The sequence below is a fragment of the Deltaproteobacteria bacterium genome (assembly GCA_016874755.1).
Lineage (GTDB): Bacteria > Desulfobacterota > Binatia > UBA9968 > UBA9968 > DP-20.
Map to the genome: position 1 here is coordinate 73,508 of VGTH01000015.1, position 24,046 is coordinate 97,553.

The 24,046-nt window shown below is 57.3% G+C and carries 28 protein-coding genes; 22 read left to right on the forward strand and 6 right to left on the reverse strand.

Translation table 11 applies throughout. The features are described from left to right. Window positions 1-77: 77 nt before the first annotated feature. Window positions 78-1,103, forward strand: coding sequence for an aminotransferase class I/II-fold pyridoxal phosphate-dependent enzyme (locus FJ145_11320; GenBank protein ID MBM4262004.1), 1,026 nt, complete (start codon window positions 78-80; stop codon window positions 1,101-1,103). Window positions 1,104-1,112: 9 nt separating this feature from the next. On the opposite strand, the gene FJ145_11325 is transcribed toward FJ145_11320, so the two are convergent. Further along, complete coding sequence (locus FJ145_11325) at window positions 1,113-1,766, reverse strand: hypothetical protein (GenBank protein ID MBM4262005.1); 654 nt, start codon at window positions 1,764-1,766, stop codon at window positions 1,113-1,115. Between the two features lie 284 nt (window positions 1,767-2,050). Between FJ145_11325 and FJ145_11330 the strand changes: the two genes are divergently transcribed. The 4 genes from FJ145_11330 to FJ145_11345 all read left to right on the forward strand — a co-directional run bounded on the left by FJ145_11330 (window position 2,051) and on the right by FJ145_11345 (window position 5,911). Continuing rightward, the gene (locus FJ145_11330; GenBank protein MBM4262006.1) at window positions 2,051-3,403 is read left to right on the forward strand and encodes a S41 family peptidase; all 1,353 of its coding nucleotides are present in this window, start codon (window positions 2,051-2,053) and stop codon (window positions 3,401-3,403) included. A 119-nt stretch (window positions 3,404-3,522) separates the two neighbouring features. Further along, complete coding sequence (gene xseA / locus FJ145_11335) at window positions 3,523-4,734, forward strand: exodeoxyribonuclease VII large subunit (GenBank protein MBM4262007.1); 1,212 nt, start codon at window positions 3,523-3,525, stop codon at window positions 4,732-4,734. Between the two features lie 3 nt (window positions 4,735-4,737). Then, window positions 4,738-5,646 carry a M23 family metallopeptidase gene (locus FJ145_11340; GenBank protein ID MBM4262008.1) on the forward strand — a complete coding sequence of 303 codons (909 nt, stop codon included), beginning with the start codon at window positions 4,738-4,740 and terminating at the stop codon, window positions 5,644-5,646. A gap of 1 nt (window position 5,647) precedes the next feature. Continuing rightward, window positions 5,648-5,911 (forward strand): exodeoxyribonuclease VII small subunit, encoded by a 264-nt coding sequence (locus FJ145_11345; GenBank protein ID MBM4262009.1) that lies wholly within the window; start codon window positions 5,648-5,650, stop codon window positions 5,909-5,911. Between the two features lie 6 nt (window positions 5,912-5,917). Here the strand turns inward: FJ145_11345 and thiI are convergent, their stop codons facing one another. Then, the gene (gene thiI, locus FJ145_11350; GenBank protein MBM4262010.1) at window positions 5,918-7,081 is read right to left on the reverse strand and encodes a tRNA 4-thiouridine(8) synthase ThiI; all 1,164 of its coding nucleotides are present in this window, start codon (window positions 7,079-7,081) and stop codon (window positions 5,918-5,920) included. Window positions 7,082-7,165: 84 nt separating this feature from the next. On the opposite strand from thiI, the gene FJ145_11355 reads away from it, so the two are divergent. From FJ145_11355 to FJ145_11365, 3 genes are all read left to right on the forward strand, one after another. Next, window positions 7,166-7,492 (forward strand): cupin domain-containing protein, encoded by a 327-nt coding sequence (locus FJ145_11355; GenBank protein MBM4262011.1) that lies wholly within the window; start codon window positions 7,166-7,168, stop codon window positions 7,490-7,492. A 65-nt stretch (window positions 7,493-7,557) separates the two neighbouring features. Beyond that, window positions 7,558-7,980: a nuclear transport factor 2 family protein gene (locus FJ145_11360; protein ID MBM4262012.1), complete on the forward strand. Its 423-nt coding sequence runs from the start codon at window positions 7,558-7,560 to the stop codon at window positions 7,978-7,980. A 135-nt stretch (window positions 7,981-8,115) separates the two neighbouring features. Further along, window positions 8,116-8,832 (forward strand): SDR family oxidoreductase, encoded by a 717-nt coding sequence (locus tag FJ145_11365; protein MBM4262013.1) that lies wholly within the window; start codon window positions 8,116-8,118, stop codon window positions 8,830-8,832. 101 nt (window positions 8,833-8,933) lie between these two features. On the opposite strand, the gene FJ145_11370 is transcribed toward FJ145_11365, so the two are convergent. After that, complete coding sequence (locus FJ145_11370; protein ID MBM4262014.1) at window positions 8,934-9,617, reverse strand: HAD family phosphatase; 684 nt, start codon at window positions 9,615-9,617, stop codon at window positions 8,934-8,936. A 59-nt stretch (window positions 9,618-9,676) separates the two neighbouring features. On the opposite strand from FJ145_11370, the gene FJ145_11375 reads away from it, so the two are divergent. Further along, the gene (locus tag FJ145_11375; GenBank protein MBM4262015.1) at window positions 9,677-10,237 is read left to right on the forward strand and encodes an NUDIX hydrolase; all 561 of its coding nucleotides are present in this window, start codon (window positions 9,677-9,679) and stop codon (window positions 10,235-10,237) included. A gap of 64 nt (window positions 10,238-10,301) precedes the next feature. Here the strand turns inward: FJ145_11375 and FJ145_11380 are convergent, their stop codons facing one another. Both FJ145_11380 and FJ145_11385 read right to left on the reverse strand, forming a co-directional pair. Next, a complete protein-coding gene (locus FJ145_11380; GenBank protein ID MBM4262016.1) occupies window positions 10,302-10,610 on the reverse strand; it encodes a Rieske 2Fe-2S domain-containing protein in 309 nt (102 codons plus the stop codon). A gap of 74 nt (window positions 10,611-10,684) precedes the next feature. Beyond that, a complete protein-coding gene (locus FJ145_11385) occupies window positions 10,685-11,761 on the reverse strand; it encodes an aminomethyl transferase family protein (GenBank protein MBM4262017.1) in 1,077 nt (358 codons plus the stop codon). 124 nt (window positions 11,762-11,885) lie between these two features. Between FJ145_11385 and FJ145_11390 the strand changes: the two genes are divergently transcribed. From FJ145_11390 to FJ145_11440, 11 genes are all read left to right on the forward strand, one after another. Beyond that, on the forward strand, window positions 11,886-12,350 hold the full coding sequence (locus FJ145_11390) for a peroxiredoxin (GenBank protein MBM4262018.1): 465 nt from the start codon (window positions 11,886-11,888) through the stop codon (window positions 12,348-12,350). A gap of 111 nt (window positions 12,351-12,461) precedes the next feature. Continuing rightward, window positions 12,462-13,370, forward strand: coding sequence for a LysR family transcriptional regulator (locus FJ145_11395; protein ID MBM4262019.1), 909 nt, complete (start codon window positions 12,462-12,464; stop codon window positions 13,368-13,370). Between the two features lie 102 nt (window positions 13,371-13,472). Beyond that, window positions 13,473-14,624, forward strand: a complete 1,152-nt coding sequence (locus tag FJ145_11400; GenBank protein MBM4262020.1) for an ergothioneine biosynthesis protein EgtB — start codon at window positions 13,473-13,475, stop codon at window positions 14,622-14,624. Continuing rightward, the gene (locus FJ145_11405) at window positions 14,549-14,833 is read left to right on the forward strand and encodes a hypothetical protein (protein ID MBM4262021.1); all 285 of its coding nucleotides are present in this window, start codon (window positions 14,549-14,551) and stop codon (window positions 14,831-14,833) included. Before FJ145_11400 ends, FJ145_11405 begins: the two co-directional genes overlap by 76 nt. Before the next feature lie 9 nt (window positions 14,834-14,842). Beyond that, window positions 14,843-15,124: a DUF427 domain-containing protein gene (locus FJ145_11410; protein MBM4262022.1), complete on the forward strand. Its 282-nt coding sequence runs from the start codon at window positions 14,843-14,845 to the stop codon at window positions 15,122-15,124. An 85-nt stretch (window positions 15,125-15,209) separates the two neighbouring features. Next, entirely contained in the window at window positions 15,210-15,677 is a 468-nt protein-coding gene (locus tag FJ145_11415) for a peroxiredoxin (GenBank protein ID MBM4262023.1), read from the forward strand. 169 nt (window positions 15,678-15,846) lie between these two features. Then, window positions 15,847-16,737 (forward strand): putative selenate ABC transporter substrate-binding protein, encoded by an 891-nt coding sequence (locus FJ145_11420; GenBank protein ID MBM4262024.1) that lies wholly within the window; start codon window positions 15,847-15,849, stop codon window positions 16,735-16,737. A 7-nt stretch (window positions 16,738-16,744) separates the two neighbouring features. Then, window positions 16,745-17,578 (forward strand): ATP-binding cassette domain-containing protein, encoded by an 834-nt coding sequence (locus FJ145_11425; GenBank protein MBM4262025.1) that lies wholly within the window; start codon window positions 16,745-16,747, stop codon window positions 17,576-17,578. Between the two features lie 8 nt (window positions 17,579-17,586). Then, window positions 17,587-18,423 (forward strand): ABC transporter permease, encoded by an 837-nt coding sequence (locus FJ145_11430; GenBank protein ID MBM4262026.1) that lies wholly within the window; start codon window positions 17,587-17,589, stop codon window positions 18,421-18,423. Then, the gene (gene phnE / locus FJ145_11435) at window positions 18,420-19,256 is read left to right on the forward strand and encodes a phosphonate ABC transporter, permease protein PhnE (GenBank protein ID MBM4262027.1); all 837 of its coding nucleotides are present in this window, start codon (window positions 18,420-18,422) and stop codon (window positions 19,254-19,256) included. Before FJ145_11430 ends, phnE begins: the two co-directional genes overlap by 4 nt. Window positions 19,257-19,608: 352 nt before the next feature. Next, window positions 19,609-20,724: a hypothetical protein gene (locus tag FJ145_11440; protein MBM4262028.1), complete on the forward strand. Its 1,116-nt coding sequence runs from the start codon at window positions 19,609-19,611 to the stop codon at window positions 20,722-20,724. Between the two features lie 5 nt (window positions 20,725-20,729). Here the strand turns inward: FJ145_11440 and FJ145_11445 are convergent, their stop codons facing one another. After that, entirely contained in the window at window positions 20,730-21,557 is an 828-nt protein-coding gene (locus FJ145_11445; protein MBM4262029.1) for an SDR family oxidoreductase, read from the reverse strand. 100 nt (window positions 21,558-21,657) lie between these two features. Between FJ145_11445 and FJ145_11450 the strand changes: the two genes are divergently transcribed. Both FJ145_11450 and FJ145_11455 read left to right on the forward strand, forming a co-directional pair. Continuing rightward, window positions 21,658-22,755, forward strand: a complete 1,098-nt coding sequence (locus tag FJ145_11450; GenBank protein ID MBM4262030.1) for an amidohydrolase — start codon at window positions 21,658-21,660, stop codon at window positions 22,753-22,755. A 106-nt stretch (window positions 22,756-22,861) separates the two neighbouring features. Beyond that, entirely contained in the window at window positions 22,862-24,040 is a 1,179-nt protein-coding gene (locus tag FJ145_11455) for an alanine transaminase (GenBank protein MBM4262031.1), read from the forward strand. Window positions 24,041-24,046: the final 6 nt, after the last annotated feature.

Sequence of the window (24,046 nt, forward strand, 5' to 3'; positions counted from 1 at the left end):
TTTCGGGTTCCGTGTTGTCCGGATAACCCGAAACTCGAAACTCTTAAACCGAAAAACCTGGGATATGAGTGCTAAAGATCATCGATCTAAGAAGTGACACGGTCACCAAACCGTCACCCGCCATGCGCAAGGCGATGGCTGCGGCGGAGGTGGGCGACGACGTCTACCTCGAAGATCCGACGGTGAACCGGCTCCAGGCGCGTGCCGCGGAGATTTTTGAGCGCGAAGCAGGTTTGTTTGTGCCCTCGGGCTCCATGGGCAATCTCACCTGTATCATGGCGCAGACCGAGCGCGGTCAGGAAGTGGTCTGCGAAGCGATGGGGCACATTTACAATTACGAGATGGCCTCCCTGTGCGCGCTGGCCGGCGTCCTGCCGCGCGTGATTCCCACGGAAGAAGGCATTATGACCTGGGAGCAGATCGCGCCGGCGATTCGTGAAAAAGCTTACACACGGCCGCAGACGGCGCTGATCGCCCTGGAAAACACCCACAACATGGCCGGCGGCACGGTTTATCCGGCGCGCTTATGCCAAAGAATTTGTGATAACGCCCATCAAGCCGGGCTTAAAGTGCATCTCGACGGCGCGCGCATTTTTAACGCCGCCGTATTCCACGGCAAGGGCGTCGCTGAGATGGCGCGCGGCTTCGACTCGATTCAGTTTTGCTTCAGCAAAGGCCTCGGCGCTCCGGTGGGCTCGATGATCGTCGGCAGCAAAGATCTGATCGAGCGCTGCCGTATTATTCGCAAAATGCTCGGCGGCGGCATGCGCCAGGCCGGCGTGCTGGCGGCGGCCGCGCTGGTTGCGCTGGAAGAAGGGCCTAAGCGGCTCCATGTCGATCACGAGAACGCCAAGCTGCTTGCCCAAGGGCTCGCGAACACCCCGCGCCTGCGCCTCCAAGCGGAGAAAGTGCAGACCAATATCGTCATGTTCGATGTCAGTGAAAGCGGACTCACTTCGGCGGAGTTTCTCAGGCGGCTGGCTGAACGCAACGTGCTCGGCGGGCCGGTGGACGCACGTAAAGTGCGTATGGTCACACATCTCGACGTGGCCCACTCCGACATCGAGACCTCCTTGGCAGCCATCGCCGCGGTGGTGCGCTGAAGGCCTCCGTCAACGGCCGCTTTTCACCCCGACCACCCGATCGTGGATCAAGGCCAGCGATCGCGTGACGTTCACTAGTGAATCACTGAATTTTTGCGTCGCTGCCAAAGGTAGTTGCGCTTCGAGCCCGGCGAGCTCGATTTCCATGCTCAGGCGCTGCAAGCGGTTGTTGATCTCGTGAAACAGCGCCCGCAGGCTTTCATCGTGGGCTTGGGGCGTGATTTCCTGGACGGGCACCGTTTGTTCAGCAGCCTTCTTTAGGTCGGTGATGTCGGTGTAAGCGCTCATGGATGTCCACAGCGGATGGTGGGCTTTGATCGGCATCATGATCTCGCGCAGCCAGACGGGGTCGGCAACATTCTTGGGGAAAAAGCGGTAGTCGCAAATCACGGTTTGAGTGCCGGCGTTAAAACGCCGCAGCTGGGTGTACCAGCCAAGCAAATCATTGTCGTAAACCTGTTGCAGCCAGAGGTTTGGCTGGGTTTGAAAATCCTCCTGACAGAATCCAAGTAACTTCAAGGCAGCTGCATTGAACAGGCAACTCCGTCTGGACGCGTCCCAGAGGGCGAGAGGCATGGGATATGCTTCCAGATTTGCGACGGGATGGTCGTTAGTGGGCTGGCCTGCTTGATTCTTATTAAAGCGCTTGTTGGCGGAACTCATATCAGTCGCCATTCGCAATCGCTAATGAGGTTAGAGAACTACCCCAAAGGAGTCAAGAAAAGATCGCTGATTTATGAATGCAACTTGTGAAATTGTAAAAAGAATTTACATTTGTGACTAGCGATAGCACCGGCTCTAGCGTGCCCTGGGATGATTTACGCTGCCCTCGGTCTTTCGGCGTAGTTTCATCCCCCGCTGGTCACGAAGAGTCGCAATTGACATAGCTATTTTGCTTTGCTTGGTTTAATATGATTGTGTAAACATTTGGAGCGAGGAGAGAGTTCATGAAAAAATTTGGTAGGCACGGCGGATCGATTACCATTTTGCTGCTAGGTGTTGCCCTCGGCGTCTTCCTTGCAGGCCGATGGGTTCCAAATGTTGCCGCGGTTTCCCGCCAGGATTACGAGAGCCTTGACGCCTTCACCAATATTCTTTCGATCGTCAAGAAGAACTACGTCGAAGAAGTCGAGACAAAAAACCTGGTTAATGGCGCGATCAACGGCATGTTGACCTCGTTGGATCCGCATAGCGCCTACCTTACACCAGAGCTCTACAAAGATTTGCAACAAGACACGCAAGGGCGCTTTGGCGGCCTTGGTATTGAGATTGCGGTCAAGTCGGGGGTGCTCACGGTTGTTTCTCCCATCGAAGATACGCCCGCTTTCAAAGCCGGGATTAAACCAGGCGACATGATTTTCAAGATCGAGGACGAGTTTACCAAGGACATGAGCCTGGTTGACGCGGTGAAGAAAATGCGCGGCCCTAGAGGCACCAAGATCAATCTGTCGATCAAGCGCGAAGGCATTGCCGAGCTGATCGATTTTCAGCTGGTCCGCGATACGATTCGAGTGCAGAGCGTGCGCAGCCGCGTGCTCGACTCGGGTTACGGCTACATACGCCTGGCGCAGTTTCAAGAACGGGCTGATCGTGACGCGCTTCTGGCACTGGAAAAATTGTCGGCTGAGAAGGGCGGCTTGAAAGGGCTGGTGCTCGACCTGCGCAACAATCCCGGCGGGCTATTGACCCAAGCGGTACGTGTGTCGGACATCTTTCTCGAGTCGGGTTTGATCGTTTATACCGAAGGCCGCATCGAGTCGCAGAAGCAAAAATTTTATGCCCAAAAAGACAATTCATGGATGGATTTTCCCGTCGTCGTTCTAGTCAACGGCGGTAGCGCCAGCGCCTCGGAAATCGTCGCCGGTGCCCTGCAAGATCAAAAGCGCGCGGTGGTGTTGGGCACCAAGACCTTTGGCAAGGGTTCGGTGCAAACCATCCTGCCGCTCGACGATAGTTCGGCCCTGCGGCTGACGACGGCGCGCTACTTTACGCCTGCCGGGCGGTCCATTCAGGCGACTGGCATTGTCCCGGACATCATCGTCGAAGCTGCCGCTACCCAAGACGGCAAACCGGTCGAGCGCCGCCCCGGCGTGCGCGAAGAAAATTTGCCGGGCCACTTGCAGAACCCGAACGGTGGCAACCAAACCCAAGAACAGATCGACAAGGAAAAAGAGAAGATGGTGCCAACCACAGCGCCGACGGGTGACGAGACCATCGACAACGATCAGCAGCTCAAGCGCGCGCTGGACCTGCTCAAGAGCTGGGACGTCTTCAAACAGATGGTCCAAAAGAAGGCTTAGCGAACCTCAACGAAATGTTCGCCGTGTGACTTCACTAGCCCTCCTTTCGGAGGGCTAGTTTTTTTGGGGCTATGCCGACAACCAAAACATCAGTCCGACGCGCTCCCCAAACGATGGAGCTGCCGTTGTTTGCGGCGACAGAGCAGCGCAAGTTTCTTACGATTGCTGAGCTGAACGAGCTCATCAAGGGCACCCTCGAAAAGCGGCTAGATGCCGTTTGGGTCGTCGGCGAAGTTTCCAATTTCCGCGTGCCACCTTCCGGCCATCTTTATTTCACGCTCAAAGACGACAAAAGCCAAATCAACGCGGTCATGTTTCGCCGCCAAGGGCTTGGCCTTAAGTTTACACCGGAAAACGGCATGGAGGTCCTGTGCTTTGGGCGGGTGAGCCTCTACACAGCCCGTGGTGATCTGCAGATTTATGTCGAAGACATGGAGCCGCGCGGCCAAGGTGCGCTGTTTCTTGCCTTCGAACAGCTCAAGAAAAAGCTCGCCGCCGAAGGGCTCTTCGACGAAGAGCGCAAGCGCAAGCTGCCGTTCTTGCCGGCCTCGATTGGCATTGTCACTTCGGACAAGGGGGCGGCGCTGCATGATATGCTGCGCATTCTGCGCGATCGTTTTCCCGACCGTCGTGTCGTGATCCGACCCGTTAAAGTACAGGGCGATGGCGCTGCCGCTGAGATCGCCCAAGGTATCGCGGAGCTGGCCCGCTCCGGTGAGGTGGACGTGATGATTGTCGGCCGCGGCGGCGGATCGCTGGAGGATTTATGGGCATTTAACGAGGAAGTGGTTGCCCGCGCTATTGCCGCGTCGCCCGTGCCTGTGGTCTCGGCAGTGGGCCACGAAGTCGATTTCACCATCGCCGACTTCGTCGCCGACTGGCGCGCACCGACACCAACCGCGGCGGCGCAAATGGTTGTGCCGCGGCAGATCGACTTGGCCGAGCAAGTGCGCCTATTGGCCGAACAACTCAAGCGCGCTGTCGACCAGAAGCTGGCTTCTCGCCGACAGGTCTTGGCTGGGCTCGCTAAACGGCTAGCAGACCCAACCCGCGACCTACGCGAAAAACAGCAGCGGGTGGACGAGCTGTCGGTGGACTTGCTGCGCCGTTTGCAAGCTCGGCTGCGCCAACGGCGCGATCAGTTGGGCCAGGCGGCCGGGCGCCTGCATGCGCTCAGCCCGCTGGCGGTTCTCGACCGCGGTTACAGTATCGCCCACAAGCTGCCGGAAGAAACCATCGTCAAAGATGCAGTGAGCCTGCAGACCGGCGACCTTGTGCGCGTCACGTTGGCGCGCGGCAGAGCGATTTGTCGGGTGCAAGGAAAAGAGTAGGGCATGGCGATCGTGCTGCGATATGTCTTCGTTCTGTTTCTGCTTGTGACTACTCACGCATTCGCGGCCGAGGCCGCGAAAGTATCTTGGCCGAGCGCCCTGGAAGTTTTGCAGGGGCAGATTGCCGAGCTAAAAGTCACCGGGGAAAATCTCGTTAAGGTCGAAGGGCGCAAGGGCAAAGAGGTGCTGTACTTTGCGTCCAACGGCAGCGGCGTGCACACGGCACTCCTTGGCGTCGACGTCGAAGCCAAACCGGCGCAGCTGAAGCTGTCGCTAAAAGCTTTCGATGATACCGGCTTGCAGCTGCACGCGGAGATACCGCTGACGATCAAAGCCAATGCCTATCACAAGGAATCTTTCAATGTGCCGCCGAGCTTCGATCAGATGACGCCGGAAACCCTCGCCGAGATACGCCGCGAGCAGGCGGCGTTCGCCAAAGCGTTTGCGACCACGGCTCAGGAACGGTTTTGGGAGACGCCCTTTGCTCGCCCGGTGCCGCAGGAGGCCTCGGCCTCGTCCTTTGGCGCGCGCCGGGTGATCAACGGCGTGCCGCGGCCGCCCCACACCGGCACCGATCTTTCGTCGCCCACGGGCACCGAAGTGGTTGCCAGTAATCATGGTCGGGTTGTGCTGGTGGGCCATTTCTTTTTTGCCGGCGGCAGCGTCGTGATTGACCATGGCGGCGGTCTCTATTCGATGTATTTTCACCTGAGCGAATTCAGAGTCGACGAAGGCGCCATGGTGCGCCGCGGCGACGTGGTCGCGCTTTCAGGCGGCACGGGCCGCGTTACTGGGCCGCATTTGCATTGGGGGATACGGCTCAACAACACGCGGGTCGACCCGCTCGACTTATTGCGCAAATTCGGCGCGCCGCCGAGTAACCCGGCGGCCTCAACCAAGGCGGACAAGTAGCATGGCAACGAAAAACTCCGGCGGCCAAAGTTTCGAAGCGGCACTGGAAAATTTGGAGCAGCTCGTCGAACAACTAGAATCTGGTGATCTGCCGCTGGAGGATTCGTTGGCGGCTTTCGAAAAGGGCGTAGCGCTGGTCAAGTACTGCAATCAAAAACTCGGCGAAGTGGAAAAGAAGATCGAGCTGCTGACCAAAGATAAAGACGGCAAGCTACAAATCACTGCGCTGACGCCGGCAATGGCAACCGACATCGATGAGGACTGAGCCTCACTACGCTGGGAAAGCAAAGTCCTCCATCACGCTATTCTCCACTCCCTGACGGACCAATTCCGACACATCGAAGTGTGTTTCAGCTTCGGCGACCTCGTCGAAGCGCGCCTTAGTCGCCGGGTGTTTCGGCACAAATAGCTGGCAACAATCCTGATCCGGCACCGATGAGATGTCATAGGTGCCGATGCGGCACGCCTGGTCGATGATTTCCTGCTTGTCCATGCCGACCAACGGCCGCAAAATCGGCAGCTGCGCCGCCTGCTGAATCACCGCCATATTTTCCAAAGTCTGCGAGGCCACTTGACCCAAGCTTTCGCCGGTGACAATCGCTTTGGCTTTTTCGCTGCGCGCAATCGCTTCGCCAATGCGCAGCATCATGCGCCGGTAGAGCACGACGCGCAGAGGGCGTACCACCGCGGTGACGATCTGCCGTTGAATTTCACCGAACGGAACCAAGTAGAGGCGCGATTGAAACTGGTGGCGCGTCAGCTTGGCCACCAACTCGCGGACTTTCTCCTGGGAGGTCTTGTCCTGATAGGGCGCGCTGTGAAAGTGCACGAAGAGAACCCGGCAGCCGCGTTGCATCATGCGATAGGCCGCCACGGGGGAATCGAAACCGCCCGAGATCAGCGAGACAACCCGGCCGCTGGCTCCCACCGGCAATCCGCCCGCAGCCGGCAACTTGTTGAAGCCAAAAAAGGCATCCTTCGGCAAGACTTCGACGAACACGGTGAACTCAGCGTTTTCCAAGTCGACGCGAGCGCCGGATTTTGCTTTGATGGCACCGCCCAAATGACGGTTGATCTCCGGCGATTTAAGCGGAAAGGTTTTGTCGCCGCGCTGGGTATCGACACGAAACGAGGCAAACTGATGAGCGTCCAGCGCAGCGATAATACGGCTGCGCAACACGTCGATATCTCGCTCGGTCCGTTCAACCAGGGAAAAATTGGCGACGCCAAAAACGCTGGCTATGCGGCGCACCAGTTCCTCGGTGTCGACCTGATTTCTAAACGTCAGCAGCAGCCGCGCTGGCAGGCTGCGGATTTCTTTCGTGCCCAAGTCTTTGACGGAAGCGAGGAGATTGCGTTTGAGCAATTCGGTGAAATATTGCCGGTTGCCTTTCTTGAGCGCGATCTCGTGGTAGCGAATCAGCACCGAATCCATCGCTAATCGATAACAAATAAATCCTGCTTTTGCATGTTGCGACCCTGTGCTAGGATCGCGTAGTTACTTGAATAGGAGCAGTTTATGAGCAATTTCAAAAAACTAACAGACGCGATGCAGTTTGCCTCGGACAAGATGAAGAAAAACGGCGTCTTCGAAACCGACCGGTTTTTTTGCGACACCTATTGCTTCGAGCCCGGGCAGGAGCAGAGGCCACACACGCATGAAAAGGAAGATAAAGTTTACTACGTGCTCGAAGGCAAAGGCAGCTTCACCGTTGGCGGCGAGACGAAGGAGCTGGGTGCCGGGGAGATCGCGCTGGCGGCTGCCGGACAGAGTCACGGCGTGGCCAACAAAAGCGGCGGCCGGCTGGTTACTTTGGTTTTTGTGACACCCAAGCCACACCATTAGTAGGGACAGGTCGCGACCTGTCCCTAAGGATTTTATGAACACGAGCACGTTCCGGGGAAACGATCATGGCTGATGACATTCAACTTGTGACCCAGGCGAACCAGAACTTTTACCGCGTCTTCGAGACTTTAAAGATCGCGGAGATGGAGAAAGTCTGGGCGAGGGATGTCGAGATTCAATGCGGCCATCCTGGCTGGCGCATGCTGCGCGGCTGGGGGCCGGTCATGGAGAGTTGGCAGCGCATCTTCGAAAACACGCCGTCGATGAAGTTCATTCTCACCGATGTGAAGGTTGAGGTGCACGGCGATCTCGCCTGGGTGACGCTCTACGAAAACCTCAGCAGCTCGGTTCAAGGGCAAAACTACACGGCGTCGGTTCTGACCACCAACATGTTCCAGAGAAGCGCCGATGGCTGGCGCATGATCTTGCACCACGGCTCGTCGGTGTCGCAGCCGCCGGATACGGACGAGATATCGACGGTGCATTAGAAATTAAGAGTTTTGCGACAAGCTCAGGACGAACGGAATCGGAGTCGAAATCGTTCAACAATGATCCGTTCGTCCTGAGCCCGTCGCAGGACTCCGAGTAAATTTTAAGAGCAATCGCAAATTCAACAGCGATTCATGCCTCATCTTGAGGGAAAGACTGCGCTTGTCACCGGCGCCGGCCGCGGCATAGGGCGAGCAATCGCTCTTACGCTGGCACATGTCGGCTGCCGCGTGGTTCTGACTGCACGCACGCAGGCACAGCTCGACGAAGTTAAACAGACTGTCTTCGCGGTTGGTTCGCCGTCTTTGGTCGTGGCTGCGGATCTGAGCCGCGATGACGACATTCAACGCTTGGTTGCTGAATGCCAGGCCTTCGGCAGTGTAGATATCCTGGTGAACAACGCCGGGTGGGGAAAGAAGAATACCGTCGTCCGATCCCACGTCGAAGATTGGGATCAGACATTGCGCTTAAACCTGCGCACGCCCATGATGCTTGCCAAGGCCTTTCTTCCTGCCATGATCGAGAAGGGTGAAGGCGCCGTTATCAATATCGGTTCTATATCCGGCAAGTCCGGCGAAGCCGGTTCATCGGCCTACGCCGCGTCGAAATTTGGCCTGATCGGATTTACCCAATCGCTCTACGAAGAGGTGCGCGAGCACGGTATCAAAGTCAGTGTGATCCTGCCCGGCTTCGTCGACACCTCGATGATTCCACCGGTCAAGCATATCGATCGCGCCAAGATGATTCGTCCGCAGGATGTCGCCGACGCGGTGATGTTTGTGCTGAGCGCCTCGCCGACTTGTTGCCCGGTGGAATTGACTATTAGACCGCAGCGAACGCCGTATCGATAAGAACGTTTCGCGCAAAGGCATGGGAGCGCACAAAGGAAAGCCCGACGATGAATACCGTATCGCTTCGACTTTTTAGCCAGGTAACCTTGGCAACGTAGCCGCTAAGCGCAGAGAGCGCTGAGGTAGGGCAGCGATACGTCTTCCAAACTTCTGACCACTGCGTTGGCTTCGCCGAGCAGCTCGGCCGGGTGCGAATTGGTCACCGCCAAGCACTTCATGCCGGCGCGGCGCGCGCCTTTGATGCCTTCTTTGGAGTCTTCGATGACAACGCAATCCGCCGCCGTGATCGCATGACTTGCGGGCGATTGCGCATTAAGTCCTGCCAGCGCTTTCAGAAAAATTTCCGGTTCCGGCTTGCCGCGCGTGACATCCTCGGCGCTGACGATGACGCGAAAAGCATCTTTCACCCCCACCGTCGTAAGGATGGTTTCGATCTCGTTGCGCAGCGCGCCCGAGGCGACGGCGAGGGGCAGAGTAGGGGATAACGTCGCGATCAACTCTATTACGCCGGGAAAGATCGCCACATGCCGGCGAATCGCTTCCTGGTAGTAAACGGCTTTGCGCTCAATCAACTGGGCGAGTTCTGCGGCATCTAGCTCCCGTTGGTTTTCCCGAAAGCCGGCTTCGAAGGCGCCGCGATCGTCGAAGCCAAGATAACGGCTATAGTACGCCTCTTCAGTTAAATTGATGTCTTCTTCGGCGAATACTTTTTGGAAAAGTTGGAAGTGAATCGGCTCGTCGTCGACGATGATGCCGTTAAAATCGAAGATAACTGCGCGGAGCATGGCTGGAGTGTACCCGAAGCGGCTTTTGTTTCAACGCCTTCTGGGCTAAGAATTGACTCATGGCATCAGATCACGATCATCATGCGCACCAGGCGGCGCACGGTCACACCGGCCACGGCCACATCGAATATCGCTATTGCCCAAAGTGCGGCGGCGGTCTGGACAAAAGGGTGGTGAAAACCAACGAGCCGCGCCGGCTCGTCTGCCAGCTTTGCTCGTTTATCTTTTACCAGGACCCCAAAGTGGTCGCCGGCACCGTTTTCACGCTCGACGGCGGTATCGTGTTACTAAAACGTGGCGTCGAACCTGAAATCGGCAAGTGGGTTTTTCCCGGGGGGTACGTCGATCGCGGTGAGAGTGTGCAGGATGCTGCGGTGCGCGAGACCAAAGAAGAGTCGCAGCTCGACGTCAAACTGGGACCGCTGTTGAACGTCTATTCTTACCCGAAATCAGCCAACGTGATCGTGGTTTATACCGCAAAAGTGATCGGCGGGGTTTTGACCGCCGCGGATGAGTCGACCGAAGCGAAAGTGTTTTCGCCGAAAGAAATCCCGTGGGAGGAGCTAGCCTTCGTCAGCACGCGGGACGCGCTCAATGATTACATCAAGAATTATCTGTAGCTCGTAACAAAAAAAGGCCCGCCGACTCTGCGCCGGCGGGCCTTTTGCCAAAAAGATTTCTCACCTATTCCAGGTCCACTAGAATATCATCGCCCTCAACTTTGACTGCGTATTTCTGAGTGGGCAGCGACGGCAGTAATTCATTCTCACCGGTGGTGACGTTGTAGCGCCAGCCATGCCAAGGGCAGATAACGGTCGTGCCGTCCAGCTCGCCTTCGGCCAACGGGCCACCACGGTGGCCGCAGACGTCGTTGATCGCGTAGATCCTGCCGTCGATATTAAACACTCCCACGGCTTTGCCGTTCAATTCCAGGCTTTTGCCGCAGCCTGCTTTCACGTCGCCAAGCGCGCAAACCTTTACGAAGTTGGCCATTCCTTAGTTCCTTTCCCGTAGGGAACAAATTTCAAATTAATATACGGGCTTGCGAGCAGGTTTCAAGTGGCGCTTCATGCCGGTCGCAGTAACGGTCGGGGCGTGACCGTGGCGCCGATGCTCTGGCAGGCTCGGTGCACGTCTAGCTTCATGCCTGGCTGCCAAAAGTCTTTGTTTAAATACCCCAAGGCGATGGGGCGCTGGAGCGCAGGCGATTGGACGGAACAGGTGATGTGGCCGACTTCCTTTTCACTGGCAAAAATCTTGTCGCCGCTGACGGCCGCAGTGTTGCCGTCGAGCAATAGGCCGCAGAGCTTTTTGTTGACGTGGCCGCGTGAGCGAATGCGCTCGACGACTTCTTGGCCGAGATAACAGCCTTTGCTGAAGCTGACGGCGTCGTCCAAGCCAACTTCAAGTAAAAGATTATCTTCATCGAAGTCGACGCCGTAGCGGGCAAGACCGTTTTCGACCCGTAGGATGTTTTGCGCCTGTTCGCCGACCCAGGGGGCGCCGCGATCCGTCAGAGTCTGAGCAAACTTTTCCAATTGAGCGGTCTGCACAATGATGTCGTAACCGGGCGCGCCGTAACGGTCGGCATGAACCACGCAAACAAGGCCGCCGTCAAACTGGATCATGGCGTGCTGGTGGACCCGGTCAGGCAGGCCGGCTCCCGCCAGTGTTTCGTTTAGGACGCTTGCTGCCCGCGGTCCCTGCAACGACAGCATCTTCCAGTGGTCATTGGGATCCTGAATCTCGACTTCATCGGCGACCAAATAGCGGTTCAAGTGATTGATGATCTTTTCCTTAAGCGGCTCCCAAAAATCCACGTAGAAAGAATTCATCGCGCAAAGCACCCGCAGGCCGGCCACCACTTTGCCTTGCTGGGTCAGTAACGCGGCCGACTGACCTTCGAACATGCGCAGGGCGCGCAGGTCGTTCGACAACATGCCTTGAAGAAAGGACAGGCGATCCGGGCCGGTAAACTGCAGCATCGCGCGCTGCGAAAGATCGATGAGCCCGACGGCATTGCGAACCGCTCGGTACTCCTCCTCGGGGTTGCCGAAGTGATCTGGCAGCAGCCAGCTATCACGTTCTTGCCACGTCACGCCGTGGCGATTATGCCAACCGGCTAAGGTTGTTTGCTTTGCCATATCTGCAAAAAATATAGCGTCAACGCTTTTTGTTGACAATGCTCAGCCGGTGTCGGTCAATCGTTGCTACCGGCTTTCCCGGTATGATAGAGAGCTAAGTACAATTTTCAAACGGAGGTGCTCCATGGCTGGTATGGAAGGTCAGAAAGCGCCGGCGTTTACCCTGGCGGGGAGCGACGGCAAACAGCACTCGCTCAGCGAGTACGCTGGCAAGAACGTGATCCTGTGGTTTTATCCGAAAGACGATACCCCTGGCTGAACCAAAGAGGCGTGCGGGTTCCGCGACGCTATCGATACAGTTGCTAAAGCCAATACTGTCGTCGTGGGTGTGAGCCCCGACGGCATCGATTCTCATAATCAGTTCATCAACAAATTCAATCTGCCATTTGTTCTGTTGTCCGATCCACAGAAAGACGCCATGAAGGCCTACGGCGCCTGGGGGCCGCGTAAGAACGCCCAAGGCGAAGTCTCGGAAGGCACAATCCGCTCGACGGCGTTGATCGGTCCAGACGGCACGATCAAGAAGCACTGGATTCCCGTCGCCGACGCTGGGGCGCACCCGGCTGAGGTCTTGGCGGCGCTGAAGTAAGCGGAGCATGCTTCGACAGGTCTCAGCACAAACGGGTCTTGCACATTTCACATCCGTTCGTCCTGAGCCTGTCGAAGGACTCCGAAAGCACTCCCTCGCCCGCTAGTCTAGATGGCCAAAATCAAAGCCGATCTCGATCTCCACAAGCTAGAAATCTTTTATTGGGTAGCTGAGCACAAAAGTTTCTCGCAGGCCGCTGAGCTTTTATCCCTGCGCCAGCCGACGGTGAGCGCCCATGTGCAGGAACTAGAAAAGGCCGTTGGCGGCAAACTGCTCTACCGGATTCCCGGCAAGGTGAGTTTGACGCCGCTCGGCCAGTTGGTTGCTGAACGCGCCAAGAGCTTGCTCGCGTTCAAGCGCGAAACCGTTGCTTCCATCGAGCAGTTTCACGGCACGCTTAGCGGCGAATTGTGGATCGGCGGCAGCAGCATTCCCGGTGAATATCTGCTGCCGGCGAGATTGGGCGAATTCACAAAAAAATACCCGGGCGTCAAACCGATTTTGCGGATTGGCGACTCGAGTGAAATCATCGCCGACTTGCTCGATGGCAAAGTCGAGATTGCTTACGTCGGGATGAAGCGCAGCGACCCACGGCTGAAATTTGCCAAGGTATGGGATGACGAGATGGTGTTGGCGGTGCCGAAAGGGCACCCGTGGAGCGGGCGCAAAGCGCTCAGCACGGCGGATTTGCGCGCCGAGCGCTTCATTTCTCGGGAGCACGGTTCAGGCACACTCGATGCGATTCACGAGCTCCTGTCGCACAGCGGCAAAGGGGCCGACGAGCTGCTCAAGATCACCATGGAACTGGGCAGCACCGCGGCGGTGAAGCAAGCTTTGTTGGCCGGTTTTGGCTTTTCGATATTGTCGCGCATTTCGATTCGCCACGAACTCGACGACGGCACGATTGTCGAAGTGCCGATCCGCGGCCTGAAGATGGAGCGCGTTTTCTATGAAGTGCAGCATAGCCGTCGCCCGCTCCATCCGATCGCGCAAGCCTTCCGCGAATTTCTTCAACCATAAACGCTAGAAAAATTTTTCTTGACAAAGAATTTCGCTTGAGCTCTTCCATAGCCAAATCCTATTTATTATATAGTTAATATCAATCCGGCAGCGGGAGCATTTATGGCACTGCCGTTAATGCGCGAATTCAAGCAGGGCACGGACGAGCTATACGCCAAGTTTGTCACCGCATGGGCGCGCTCCGACGCCATCTTCGACATCGTGGGTCGGACGGGGATGCTCGCAAAGCCGATCGTCTGGCGCCATCCGTTTATTTTTTATGTCGGGCACCTGCCGGCTTTTTCCTGGAACCAGATCTGCGGCGGCATCTTGGAATGGAAATCTTTCAACCGCTATTTTGATGAGCTGTTCTGCCGCGGTATAGATCCGGACGTCGACACCGGCGAGTGCCATTGGCATCCCGATGTGCCGCAGGAGTGGCCGACGCTTGCAGAGACCGTTGTGTATCGTGACAAGGTACGCGGCGCGATTTTGGAATCATTGGAAGCCTTGCCGTATTGCTATTCCAATCAGGTGATGGCGCGTGGTGGGCGGGTGTTCCGGATGGTGCTGGAGCACGAGTACATGCATCAAGAGACGCTGCTCTACATGATGCAACAATTGCCGCTGGCCGAAAAACAGCGGCCGCGAGCGATGAGCACATACCACTACGATGCAGCTGCCGCAAACCGCTTAGTCCGTATCCCTGCGGGTCGAGCACGGCTGGGGGCACGCTTTGAACATTTACCATTCGGTTGGGACAACGAGTTCGGTGAGATTTTCATTAACGTTCCGGAATTCGGCATCGATGCACTGCCCGTGACCAACGGTGAGTTTCTCGAATTCGTCGAAGCCGGCGGTTACCGCAGTGAAAGTTTTTGGCAGCCCGCGGACTGGAGCTGGAAAAATCTTGAGCGAAAAACCCAGCCAGCCTGCTGGGTGAGACGAAATCACTCCTGGTTTTACCGCGGTATGTTCGATCAATGGCCGCTGGAGCAAGTTGCTAGCTGGCCGGTTTACGTGAGCCTTGCTGAAGCACGCGCCTATGCACGATGGCGCGGCAAAAGATTGCCGACTGAAGCGGAGTACCAGCGCGCGGCATTCCACGGGCCGGATGGACGCGAGAGCCGTTATCCTCTTGGGGCAACGACGCACCCTCGGCGCGCCGCGGCAATTTTGATTTCAATAACTGGTCGCCGCTGCCGGTGGGTTCGTGTCCTGCAGGTGCGAGCTGCTGGGGCGTGCAAGAGCTCTTCGGCAACGGCTGGGAGCTAACCGACACGCCGTTTGCACCACTGGCGGGATTCAAGCCCTACATGGCGACCTACCCCGACTATTCCAAGGATTTTTTCGACGGCAAACATTTCGTCGTCAAGGGGGCGTCGTGGGCGACAGATGCGAATCTGTTGCGCCCAAGCTTTCGCAATTGGTATCAAGCGCATTACTCATACGTATTCGCAAAATTTCGCTGCGTCGCAAACTAGGAGGGCGCCATGAAAGCGATCTGGGAAAATCAGATATTGGCCGAATCCGACAAGACCATTGTCGTCGAGGGTAACCACTATTTTCCACCCGCGTCGATCAAGAAGGAGCTGTTTCGTGCCAGCGACACTCATACGACGTGTCATTGGAAGGGGGTCGCCAGCTACTACAGCATCGACGTTGGCGGCAAGGTGAATGTCGATGCAGCTTGGTTTTATCCCGAGCCAAAAGCCGCCGCGAAGCAGATCAAAGACTATGTCGCATTCTGGCGCGGCGTCAAAGTGAGCGAGTAATTTTCACTCGATGGCGGTTTCGTGGGGCTAGCGATTTGTGATATTCAAAAAATATTCAAGCTAAATTTTATCGAGGAGATATGGAATGGCAAGTCTAGAAGGTAAAAAGGCGCCAGACTTCACGCTCGAAGGCAACGACGGCAAGAAGCATTCACTGAGCGACTATAAGGGTAAGACAGTAGTGATGTTTTTCTACCCCAAAGACAGCACCCCTGGCTGAACCAAGGAGGCCTGCGGGTTCCGTGATTTGAACCCGTCCTTGAAAAAGAAAAACGTTGTGGTGTTGGGGGTGAGCAAAGACAGCATCGATTCGCACAACAAGTTCGCCGAGAAACACCAGCTGCCGTATGTTTTGTTGTCCGATCCCAAAACCGAGGCGATGAAAAAATATGGCGCCTTTGGGAAGAAAATGATGTATGGCAAAGAAGTGCAAGGGACGATTCGCTCAACCGTGATCATCGGGCCTAAAGGAGATATCGTCAAGCATTGGCCGGGGGTCAAAAAAGCCGACAGCCACCCTCAGGAAGTGGCCGACTGGCTGGCAAATCTATAATTTCTGATTCTGGTTCTTCGCAATAATTTCACCGGCGCGCCGAGCTGAGTCGCACGGCTGAGCCGGATCGTTAGCAAACGTCGATGCGGCGTGTTATTAACTTTTGCGTGTTTTCTGTTACCTATGATCACTATAGGAAATAACAATCGAGTCTGAATTCGGGGGGAGCATGTTAAGATCGTCAACCCGTTGCCAAATCCGGCAATCGTTTTTTTTGGCATACATCGTTACAGCACTCATTCTGGTCGCGTCGACGGCCACAGTCTCGGCCCAGCAGCTTCTCCGAGTGACGACCATTCCGGAAGAGGCTGCCACCGAACAGGTTCGTAAGTTCGGCCCGATCGTCAAGTATCTCGAACGGGTGCTCAACATGAAGGTTGAATTCACGCCGGTTACCGATTACCCGGCGGCGGTGGAAGCGCTGGTCAATAAGCAGGTGGAGCTGGTCTGGTTTGGCGGCTTCACCCATGTTCAGGCGCAGCTGCGCTCGGGCGGCAAGATTATTCCCATCGCGCAGCGCGAGGAGGACGCGCAGTTTCGCTCGGTCTTCATCGCCCAGACCAACTCCGGCATCAAGACGCTCAACGACCTGCGCGGCAAAGCGCTGAGCTTCGGTTCCCAGTCGAGCACCTCCGGCCACTTGATGCCGCGCAGTTTCTTGTTGCAGGCCAAAATCAATCCAGAAAAGGATTTGACCCGGGTCGCCTACTCGGGCGCCCATGACGCGACCATTGCTTCGGTGGTCAGCGGCCGGGTCGACGCGGCGGCTCTCGATATCACCGTGTGGCGCAAGTTTGTCGACGAGAAGAAAGTGGATACTGCCAAGGTCGATGTATTTTACACCACGCCGCCTTTTTACAATTACAATTGGTCGGTGCACGCCGATATGCCGGCGGCGCAGCGCGACCGCATCGCCAAGGCGTTCTTCGATCTCGACATGAACAACCCGGAGGGCAAGGAAATCCTGACCCTCAATCGCGCCACCAAGTATATTCCGACCCGCGCCGAGAACTACAAAGCCCTGGAAACGGCGGGCCGCAGTGCAGAACTCATCAAATAACGGCGCCTTGCGCATAGAATTGCGCGGCCTCGCGGCGCGCCATCCAGCCAGCGCAGCCAGTGCCGCGCCGGCTTTGAAGCCGCTCGGCCTTGCGATTACGCCGGGCGAGCAGGTGGCCGTGATCGGTCCTTCGGGAGCCGGCAAAACCACGCTCCTACACGCCATTGCCTGTGCGCTCAAGCCGGCGCAGGGGGGCTTGCTGCTCAATGACGATGACCCCTGGTCGCTGCCGGTGGCGCGCTTGCAAAAGCTGCGCGGCCGCATCTTCATGGCGCCGCAAAATCCGCCGCTGCCGCCGCGCCAGCGGGCAATCACCGCGGTTCTGGCGGCGCGCCTGCCGGCCCAGTCTCTTTGGCGGAGTCTGCGTTCTCTCGTCTATCCCACCGGCATTGGCGAAGCCCATGCGGCGCTACAACAGTTCGATCTCGCCGATAAATTATGGGATCGCGTCGACCGGCTTTCCGGCGGAGAGCGGCGACGGGTGGGCTTGGCGCGCGCGCTGGTAGCGCCGGCGTCTCTGTGGCTGATCGACGAGCCGCTCTCGGCTCTCGACCCGACGCGGGCGAAGTTGGCGATCGATACCTTGACGGGTGCGGCCCGTGAGCGCGGTGTGACTCTAATAGTCACCCTGCATCAGGTTAATGTCGCGGCGCGCTTTCCGCGGATAATTGGCTTGCGCGATGGCGAGCTGGTTTTCGATCTGCCGTCGATGGAATTGACTGACGACCGGCTGGCACGGCTCTATGCTCAATATGAGCATGAGTTGACGGGGCCTCGAACCTACGCGGCAGAGCCGAACTCTGACAATGTGGCGCTGCCGGGCCGAATTGTTCCGACCTGATACCGATCATGACTAACCTCGCCGCGCTAGCGCCGCCGCGCCGCGATCCGGCGTTCCACGAGCGCCTTTCTTGGGCTCTGCTGGCGCTGGTCCTATTGATCCCATCGCTCTACGCGACCGACTTCAAACCCTGGGTGTTCTTCACGCCCGAGAATCTGCGAGTCACCGCCCGTTTCATTGGCGATTTTTTTCCGCCCAAGCTCGAAGTCGAATTCTTGACCATGGTCGCGCGGGAGGCTTGGCGCACGGTGGCGATTGCGACAGCGGGGATTGCGCTGGCGCTGGTCTTCGCCGCGCCGCTGGCATTGGCGTCGACGGCGATTCTGTCGGTTTCGTCACTGCCCGGACGTATGCATGCAATCCCTTTTGCCGCGCGCCAGGCGGTTCGCTTGCTGCTGATTTTTCTGCGCAGCATTCCCGAGCTGGTTTGGGCGTTGGTTTTTGTGCGCGTGGTCGGGCTCGGAGCTACGGCCGGCGTGCTGGCGATCGCGCTCACCTATAGCGGAATGCTCGGCAAAGTCTACGGCGATATTCTCGAAAGCGGCAATCTGCATTCGACGACTTCCCTGCTGCGCAATGGCGCGAGCCGCTTGCAAGCATTCTTCTACGGCCTTTTGCCCGAGAACGCCGGAGAGCTCACCAGCTACACGATCTATCGCTGGGAGTGCGCGATTCGCTCCTCGGCGGTACTAGGTTTCGTTGGTGCCGGTGGGCTGGGCCAGCAAATGGAGTTGTCGATGAAAATGTTCAACGGCTCGGAAGTCAGCACCATGCTGATCGCCTTCGTGCTGTTGGTCTGGCTCGCCGATCACGTTAGCCTGCAACTGCGGAAGATGATCGCATGAGCACGGCCTCGGCAACGACTCTGGGGCATCTCCCAAATCGCGCGCCGGCGCAGTTTCTCCGGGCGCGCCGCCGGGCCGCTGTCGTGCTGATCGTGATCGCTACATTGATCGCGGCAAGCTTCTGGTCGCTCAACTTACAATGGGCAAACTTCTTCTCAGCCAGTTCGATGGGCCGCATGACGAAGTTTCTTGGCGAGCTCTTGACGCCGTCGCGAGAGGCAACTTTTCTCGCCAAGCTCGCGATAGCCAGCCTAGAGACCTTGGCGATGTCGGCGCTCGGCACCATGCTCGCCGCCCTTGGCGGCCTGGTTTTAGCGCTGCCAGCGAGCCAAAGCCCCGGCGTCGAAAGTTCGCTCGCTCGCGCCCCGGTGCGCTTAATTCTTAACGTGCTGCGTTCGATTCCCGAGCTAGTATGGGCGGCTTTGCTGCTGATTTCCGCCGGGCTTGGGCCCTTTGCCGGCACCCTGGCATTGGCGATGCACACGGCTGGAGTGCTTGGTCGGTTATTCGCGGAAGCGATCGAGAACGCACCCACCGCTCCGGCGTTTGCCCTGCGGGTGCAAGGTGTGCCGCCGGGTCGAGTGTTTCTTTACGCCACTTTGCCGCAGGTGCTGCCGCAAATCATCTCTTACTCGCTCTATCGCTGGGAGAACAACATCCGCGCCGCGGCGGTGCTCGGCGTCGTCGGCGCCGGCGGCTTGGGGCAGATGCTCGCCTTTCACATGGGACTTTTCCATATGAAAGAGGCGAGCTCGGTGTTGATCGCGATGATGCTTCTGGTTTCGCTCGTCGACTTTCTTTCCTACCTGACGCGCCGCCTAATGGCACGCTGAAATTTTTCGATCGTCGGCCCGCCGTGGCATGGGTTTGCTCTAGTACTGCCTGAACGCGAAGATCACTCCTTCTTCATGAGGAACTTGCGCCGAAGTGGGCTTGATGTAGCCGCAATCGGAAACCGCCAACGGCCGCAAGGATGCTTTGGATCCAAAGAGCTTCACCTACACGATCAAGTCCAAAGAAATCTAAGCTGCTGGGAATTCATCGAAGTGAGCAGGGAGGCCTCCACGATGAGTGGAGGCTTTCGTATTTTATGAGTGAACATCTTCGATTGGGTTGAATGGCCCTCAAAACACAGCTAGATTCCCGCCGACGTTGTCCCGTCGTGACAACTGCCAAACAAGACGCATGCTGGCAAAATTTGTCATTCGTTCGACCACTGATAAGCTAACCTCACTTCTCGGGGAAATTCGCGGCAAACGCGGCGTGGTTCTCGAAGCGTTCGATCCTTCGCAGATCATCGCGCTGCTCCAGCCCAACACCCAGCTAGACTTGGGAGAGGTCGTCGGACTAGCTCCGACATCCGCAGGGGCACCGGTCCCGATTGCGCCGGCACCGATCCAGACGACTACGTTTGCCAAAGCGGTGCACGCCGGACGCAACAAAGACGGCCGCATCGAAGTCTTTTATGTTGGCAGTGACGATCGCATAAGCCACGCCTGGCAACTGCAGCCCAACGGTTACTGGAGCGGCAAATACCTGCTCGGTCCAATCCTACCAAGCAGAACCAAAGAATTCTTTGTCGGTCACAATTTAGACGGCCGAATCGAGGTCTTCTACGTCGGTCTCGAAGACGCAGTTATCTACCACAACTGGCAACTAACACCCAACGGTTATTGGATCTGCGAGTACTTCCTCGGCCCCAAAGAGGTCAGCAAGTCAAAGCAGTTAGTCGCGGGCCGGCACGCTGACGGACGGATGGATCTCTTTTCTATCGGTTTGGACGATGCGGTGAATCACAATTGCCAGCTCGTGGCCAATGGCAAATGGGGGGGGGGTGAAGTGCCCTTGGAGCCTGACGCGTCACTCAAAGCCAAACAGCTGGCAGTCGGGGAACAGGCCGACGGTCGGATGGAGCTTTTTTGTATCGGCAGCGATGATGTGCTTTATCACAAGTCCCAGCTAGCTCCGAACCGCGAGTGGAACAACGCGGAGCCCCTCGGCCCAGACATGGCGCGCAAAGCGAAACAGGTCGCTGTAGGAAAAAATGCCGATGGCCGCATGGAAATTTTTTACATCGGTCTCGACAACGTGCTCTACCACAACTGGCAGTTGGCCCCGAATGGCTACTGGGGCGGCGAGTACTTTCTCGGCCCCGAAACACCTACGCAAGCAAAGCAGCTTGCGGTGGGACGGAATGCCGATGGGCGACTTGAGGCGTTTTACGTTGGGATGGACGATGCGCTGTACCATAACTGGCAGCTAAAACCCAACGGTCTCTGGATTGGTGAGAACCTTTTCTAGCGCTTTCACTCGCCGCCGTTCACATCGATGACCGAACCGTTGACGTAGCTCGCCGCATCTGAAGCCAAGAACAAAGCGACGCCGGCGACTTCGTCCGCCGTGCCGGTGCGGCCCAAAGCGATGTTTTTCGCGGATTCGGCAAAAGACTGTTCTCGCCCGGTGCCGGCCGGGCGCGGTGTATCGATGATACCCGGCGCGATCGCGTTGACGCGCACTTCGGGTCCCCATTGGTTAGCCATGTGAAAGGTCAGGTTCATCACGGCGGCCTTGGCCGTGCCGTAGGCAGCCATGTCGGCGCGTTCTTTCTTAGTGCTGCGCCCCGAAATCGAGCCGATGTTGATGATGCTGCCTTTGCCCTGTGCCTTCATCGCCGGCACCACTGCCTTGGCACAGAGAAAAGCGCTCTTGGTATTGACCTCGTAGGCGGTCATGAAATCTTCCGGCGCGAGATCGAGCAGGGGCGCGCGATTGAACGCCGGCATGTGCGGGTTGCGGCTGTAGGAGCCGCCGGCGACGTTGGCCAACACGTCGATTCTGCCGAAGACCGCAAGTGTCTGCTCCACCATCGATTTCACTTGGGCGGCGTCGGCAACGTTGACGGAAACGCCTAAGCCTTTGACTCCCAACGTTTCGATTTCGCGCACCACCGGCGCGATCGATTCCGGCGGCAATGAAGCAATCACGATGTTGGCGCCGGCCTTGGCGAAAGCGACGGCGCAGGCGCGGCCAATGCCGCCGCTACCGCCGGTAATGATCGCTGTGCGGCCTGCTAGGGAAAAACGCGAAAGATCGAGCTGCGCCATGTTACTCCTCCATGTTTGCGACTGAGCCATCTCTATAATGCGACTGTGGTGCTGTGCAAGCCAGTGACAATAACCAGGGGTGGACAGGGGTGGTAAGCTCGGCTATTTCTAAGCGAAGCAAGGAGGAACTATGTCGACGGCAAAATTCGCGCATAACGTCATCGACGCCGACGCCCACGTGGTCGAAACTGAGCGTGTGTGGGATTACCTTGATGCGGCCGATCAAAAATATCGGCCGACTTTGGTGCCCGACCCAAAAAACCCGCGGCGCCAAGTTTGGCTGCTCGACGGCGAAAACCTCGGCAGCAAGTTCCCCTCGCCAGATGAAAAGGAATCCGCCGCCCATGTGAAAAGATTTGGCCGTGAAGTCGCCACGCCGGTGGAGGCGCGCGAGCTGACCGACGTATCGCAGCGACTAAAACACATGGACGAATTGGGCGTCGACGTGCAGATTCTTTTCAACTCGCTATGGATCACGCCGCTCACCAGCCGGCCCGACGCCGAAATTGCACTGAGCTGGGCATGGAACCGTTGGCTTGCCGATGTCTGGAAAGCAGGGGAGGGCCGCTTGCGTTGGACTTGCGTTGTTCCTGGCCTCTCGCCCAAGGAAGCCGTGTCGCAGATTCGCTTTGCCAAAGAACACGGCGCCGTCGGTGTCTGCATCCGCCCCTACGAGCGCAATCAGTTGTTGATGACCGATCCATTCTTTTATCCGATCTATGAAGAGGCGGAGCGCCTGGACATTCCGGTCACAGTGCATCTTGCCAACGGCAGTCCGGAGTTATTCCAGCTGCTCACCAACGAAGCCGGCGGTGGCTTCTCGACTTTCAGAATTCCGACGGTGACCTCGTGCTACGCTTTGATCGTCAGCGAGATTCCGCGGGTTTTCCCCAAGCTACGTTGGGGCTTCATTGAGGTCTCTAGCCAATGGGTGCCCTGGGTTGTCCATGAAGCGGTGCGCCGTTCGCTCGGTGGGAAGCATCCGGTGTCGAGCAACTGCCTGAAGGAATTCAATATCTACGTTTCGACTCAGACCGACGATGATTTTAAGTACATCATGAACTACTCGAGCGAAGACAATCTGGTCATCGGCACGGACTATGGCCACGGCGATACCTCGAGCGAGCTGAACGCGATTGCGCGCTTCAAAGCAATGAACGGCTTGAGTGCGGATGTGAAACGCAAAGTTCTCTACGACAATCCCAGGCGGCTGTACGGACTGAACTAATAAGCACGGAGCAGGGGGCTGGCTCGGAGCTCCCAGTCTCCTTGCTTTTGCGCTTTGCGCGCAGTTGGCTTATAACTAATAAAACGGTTTTACGAAAGGATAACGCGTGGAGTTTCAGCGTATTAAGCGGCTGCCGCCTTATGTCTTTAGCATCATCGACGGCATGAAGATGGAAGCCCGTCATCGCGGCGAGGACATCGTCGACTTTGGCATGGGCAATCCGGACTTGCCAACGCCACCGCATGTTGTGGCCAAGCTCGTCGAGGCCGCAGCGAAACCGGCAAACCACCGCTATTCCGTTTCGCGTGGCATCTATAAATTGCGCTGCGCCATCACCGATTGGTACAAGCGGCGCTACGAGGTCAGGCTCGATCCCGACAGCGAAGCGATCGTTACCATCGGTGCCAAAGAGGGTCTCTCCCATTTGGCATGGGCCACCATCGATCCCGGCGATGTGGTGTTGTGCCCGAGCCCGACCTACCCGATCCATCAGTATGCGGTCGTCCTTGCTGGCGGCGACCTGCGCTGTTTGCCGTTGACGACGAGTGAGGCTTTTTTTGGCCATCTTGAAGAAGCGGTCAAGCAGACCTGGCCCAAACCAAAAATGCTCGTGATCAGTTTCCCACATAACCCGACCACCCAAGTCGTCGAGTTGGATTTTTTTGAGCGCGTGGTGAAGGCAGCCAAAGAACACGAGTTTATTGTCGTGCATGATCTGGCCTACGCCGACCTGACGTTCGACGGTTATCAAGCGCCGAGCTTCCTGCAAGTGCCGGGCGCGAAAGATATCGGCGTGGAGCTTTTCTCGCTGTCAAAAAGCTACAACATGCCCGGCTGGCGCGTCGGGTTTTGCGTCGGCAACAAAGAGATCGTCCACGCTTTGGCGCGCATCAAGAGCTATCTCGACTACGGCATTTTTCAGCCGGTGCAGATCGCCGCTATTCAGGCTTTGAATGGGCCGCAGGACTGCGTCGAAGATATTCGTCTGATGTATCAGAAGCGGCGCGACTCGTTGATCGACGGCCTCGATCGCGCCGGATGGCATATCGAAAAACCCAAAGGCACGATGTTTGTTTGGGCGGAGATTCCCCCAGCTGCTAAGAAGATGGGCTCGGTGGAGTTCTCCAAATACCTGCTCAAAGAAGCCCAGGTGGCAGTGTCTCCCGGCATCGGCTTCGGCCAGTACGGCGACGAGCATGTGCGCTTCGCTTTGATCGAGAACGAGCACCGCACCAAGCAGGCGGTGCGCAATATCAAACGCGCTCTGGGCAAGCTGCTCGATTAGCTCGTA

What these genes read in the sequence shown, in the direction of transcription:
- FJ145_11325 (MBM4262005.1), bottom strand. Translation starts at nt 1,766, where the DNA reads ATGAGTTCCGCCAACAAGCGCTTTAATAAGAATCAAGCAGGCCAGCCC.
- FJ145_11330 (MBM4262006.1), top strand. Translation starts at nt 2,051, where the DNA reads ATGAAAAAATTTGGTAGGCACGGCGGATCGATTACCATTTTGCTGCTA.
- FJ145_11340 (MBM4262008.1), top strand. Translation starts at nt 4,738, where the DNA reads ATGGCGATCGTGCTGCGATATGTCTTCGTTCTGTTTCTGCTTGTGACT.
- FJ145_11345 (MBM4262009.1), top strand. Translation starts at nt 5,648, where the DNA reads ATGGCAACGAAAAACTCCGGCGGCCAAAGTTTCGAAGCGGCACTGGAA.
- thiI (MBM4262010.1), bottom strand. Translation starts at nt 7,081, where the DNA reads ATGGATTCGGTGCTGATTCGCTACCACGAGATCGCGCTCAAGAAAGGC.
- FJ145_11355 (MBM4262011.1), top strand. Translation starts at nt 7,166, where the DNA reads ATGAGCAATTTCAAAAAACTAACAGACGCGATGCAGTTTGCCTCGGAC.
- FJ145_11360 (MBM4262012.1), top strand. Translation starts at nt 7,558, where the DNA reads ATGGCTGATGACATTCAACTTGTGACCCAGGCGAACCAGAACTTTTAC.
- FJ145_11365 (MBM4262013.1), top strand. Translation starts at nt 8,116, where the DNA reads ATGCCTCATCTTGAGGGAAAGACTGCGCTTGTCACCGGCGCCGGCCGC.
- FJ145_11370 (MBM4262014.1), bottom strand. Translation starts at nt 9,617, where the DNA reads ATGCTCCGCGCAGTTATCTTCGATTTTAACGGCATCATCGTCGACGAC.
- FJ145_11375 (MBM4262015.1), top strand. Translation starts at nt 9,677, where the DNA reads ATGGCATCAGATCACGATCATCATGCGCACCAGGCGGCGCACGGTCAC.
- FJ145_11380 (MBM4262016.1), bottom strand. Translation starts at nt 10,610, where the DNA reads ATGGCCAACTTCGTAAAGGTTTGCGCGCTTGGCGACGTGAAAGCAGGC.
- FJ145_11385 (MBM4262017.1), bottom strand. Translation starts at nt 11,761, where the DNA reads ATGGCAAAGCAAACAACCTTAGCCGGTTGGCATAATCGCCACGGCGTG.
- FJ145_11395 (MBM4262019.1), top strand. Translation starts at nt 12,462, where the DNA reads ATGGCCAAAATCAAAGCCGATCTCGATCTCCACAAGCTAGAAATCTTT.
- FJ145_11400 (MBM4262020.1), top strand. Translation starts at nt 13,473, where the DNA reads ATGGCACTGCCGTTAATGCGCGAATTCAAGCAGGGCACGGACGAGCTA.
- FJ145_11410 (MBM4262022.1), top strand. Translation starts at nt 14,843, where the DNA reads ATGAAAGCGATCTGGGAAAATCAGATATTGGCCGAATCCGACAAGACC.
- FJ145_11420 (MBM4262024.1), top strand. Translation starts at nt 15,847, where the DNA reads ATGTTAAGATCGTCAACCCGTTGCCAAATCCGGCAATCGTTTTTTTTG.
- FJ145_11430 (MBM4262026.1), top strand. Translation starts at nt 17,587, where the DNA reads ATGACTAACCTCGCCGCGCTAGCGCCGCCGCGCCGCGATCCGGCGTTC.
- phnE (MBM4262027.1), top strand. Translation starts at nt 18,420, where the DNA reads ATGAGCACGGCCTCGGCAACGACTCTGGGGCATCTCCCAAATCGCGCG.
- FJ145_11440 (MBM4262028.1), top strand. Translation starts at nt 19,609, where the DNA reads ATGCTGGCAAAATTTGTCATTCGTTCGACCACTGATAAGCTAACCTCA.
- FJ145_11445 (MBM4262029.1), bottom strand. Translation starts at nt 21,557, where the DNA reads ATGGCTCAGTCGCAAACATGGAGGAGTAACATGGCGCAGCTCGATCTT.
- FJ145_11450 (MBM4262030.1), top strand. Translation starts at nt 21,658, where the DNA reads ATGTCGACGGCAAAATTCGCGCATAACGTCATCGACGCCGACGCCCAC.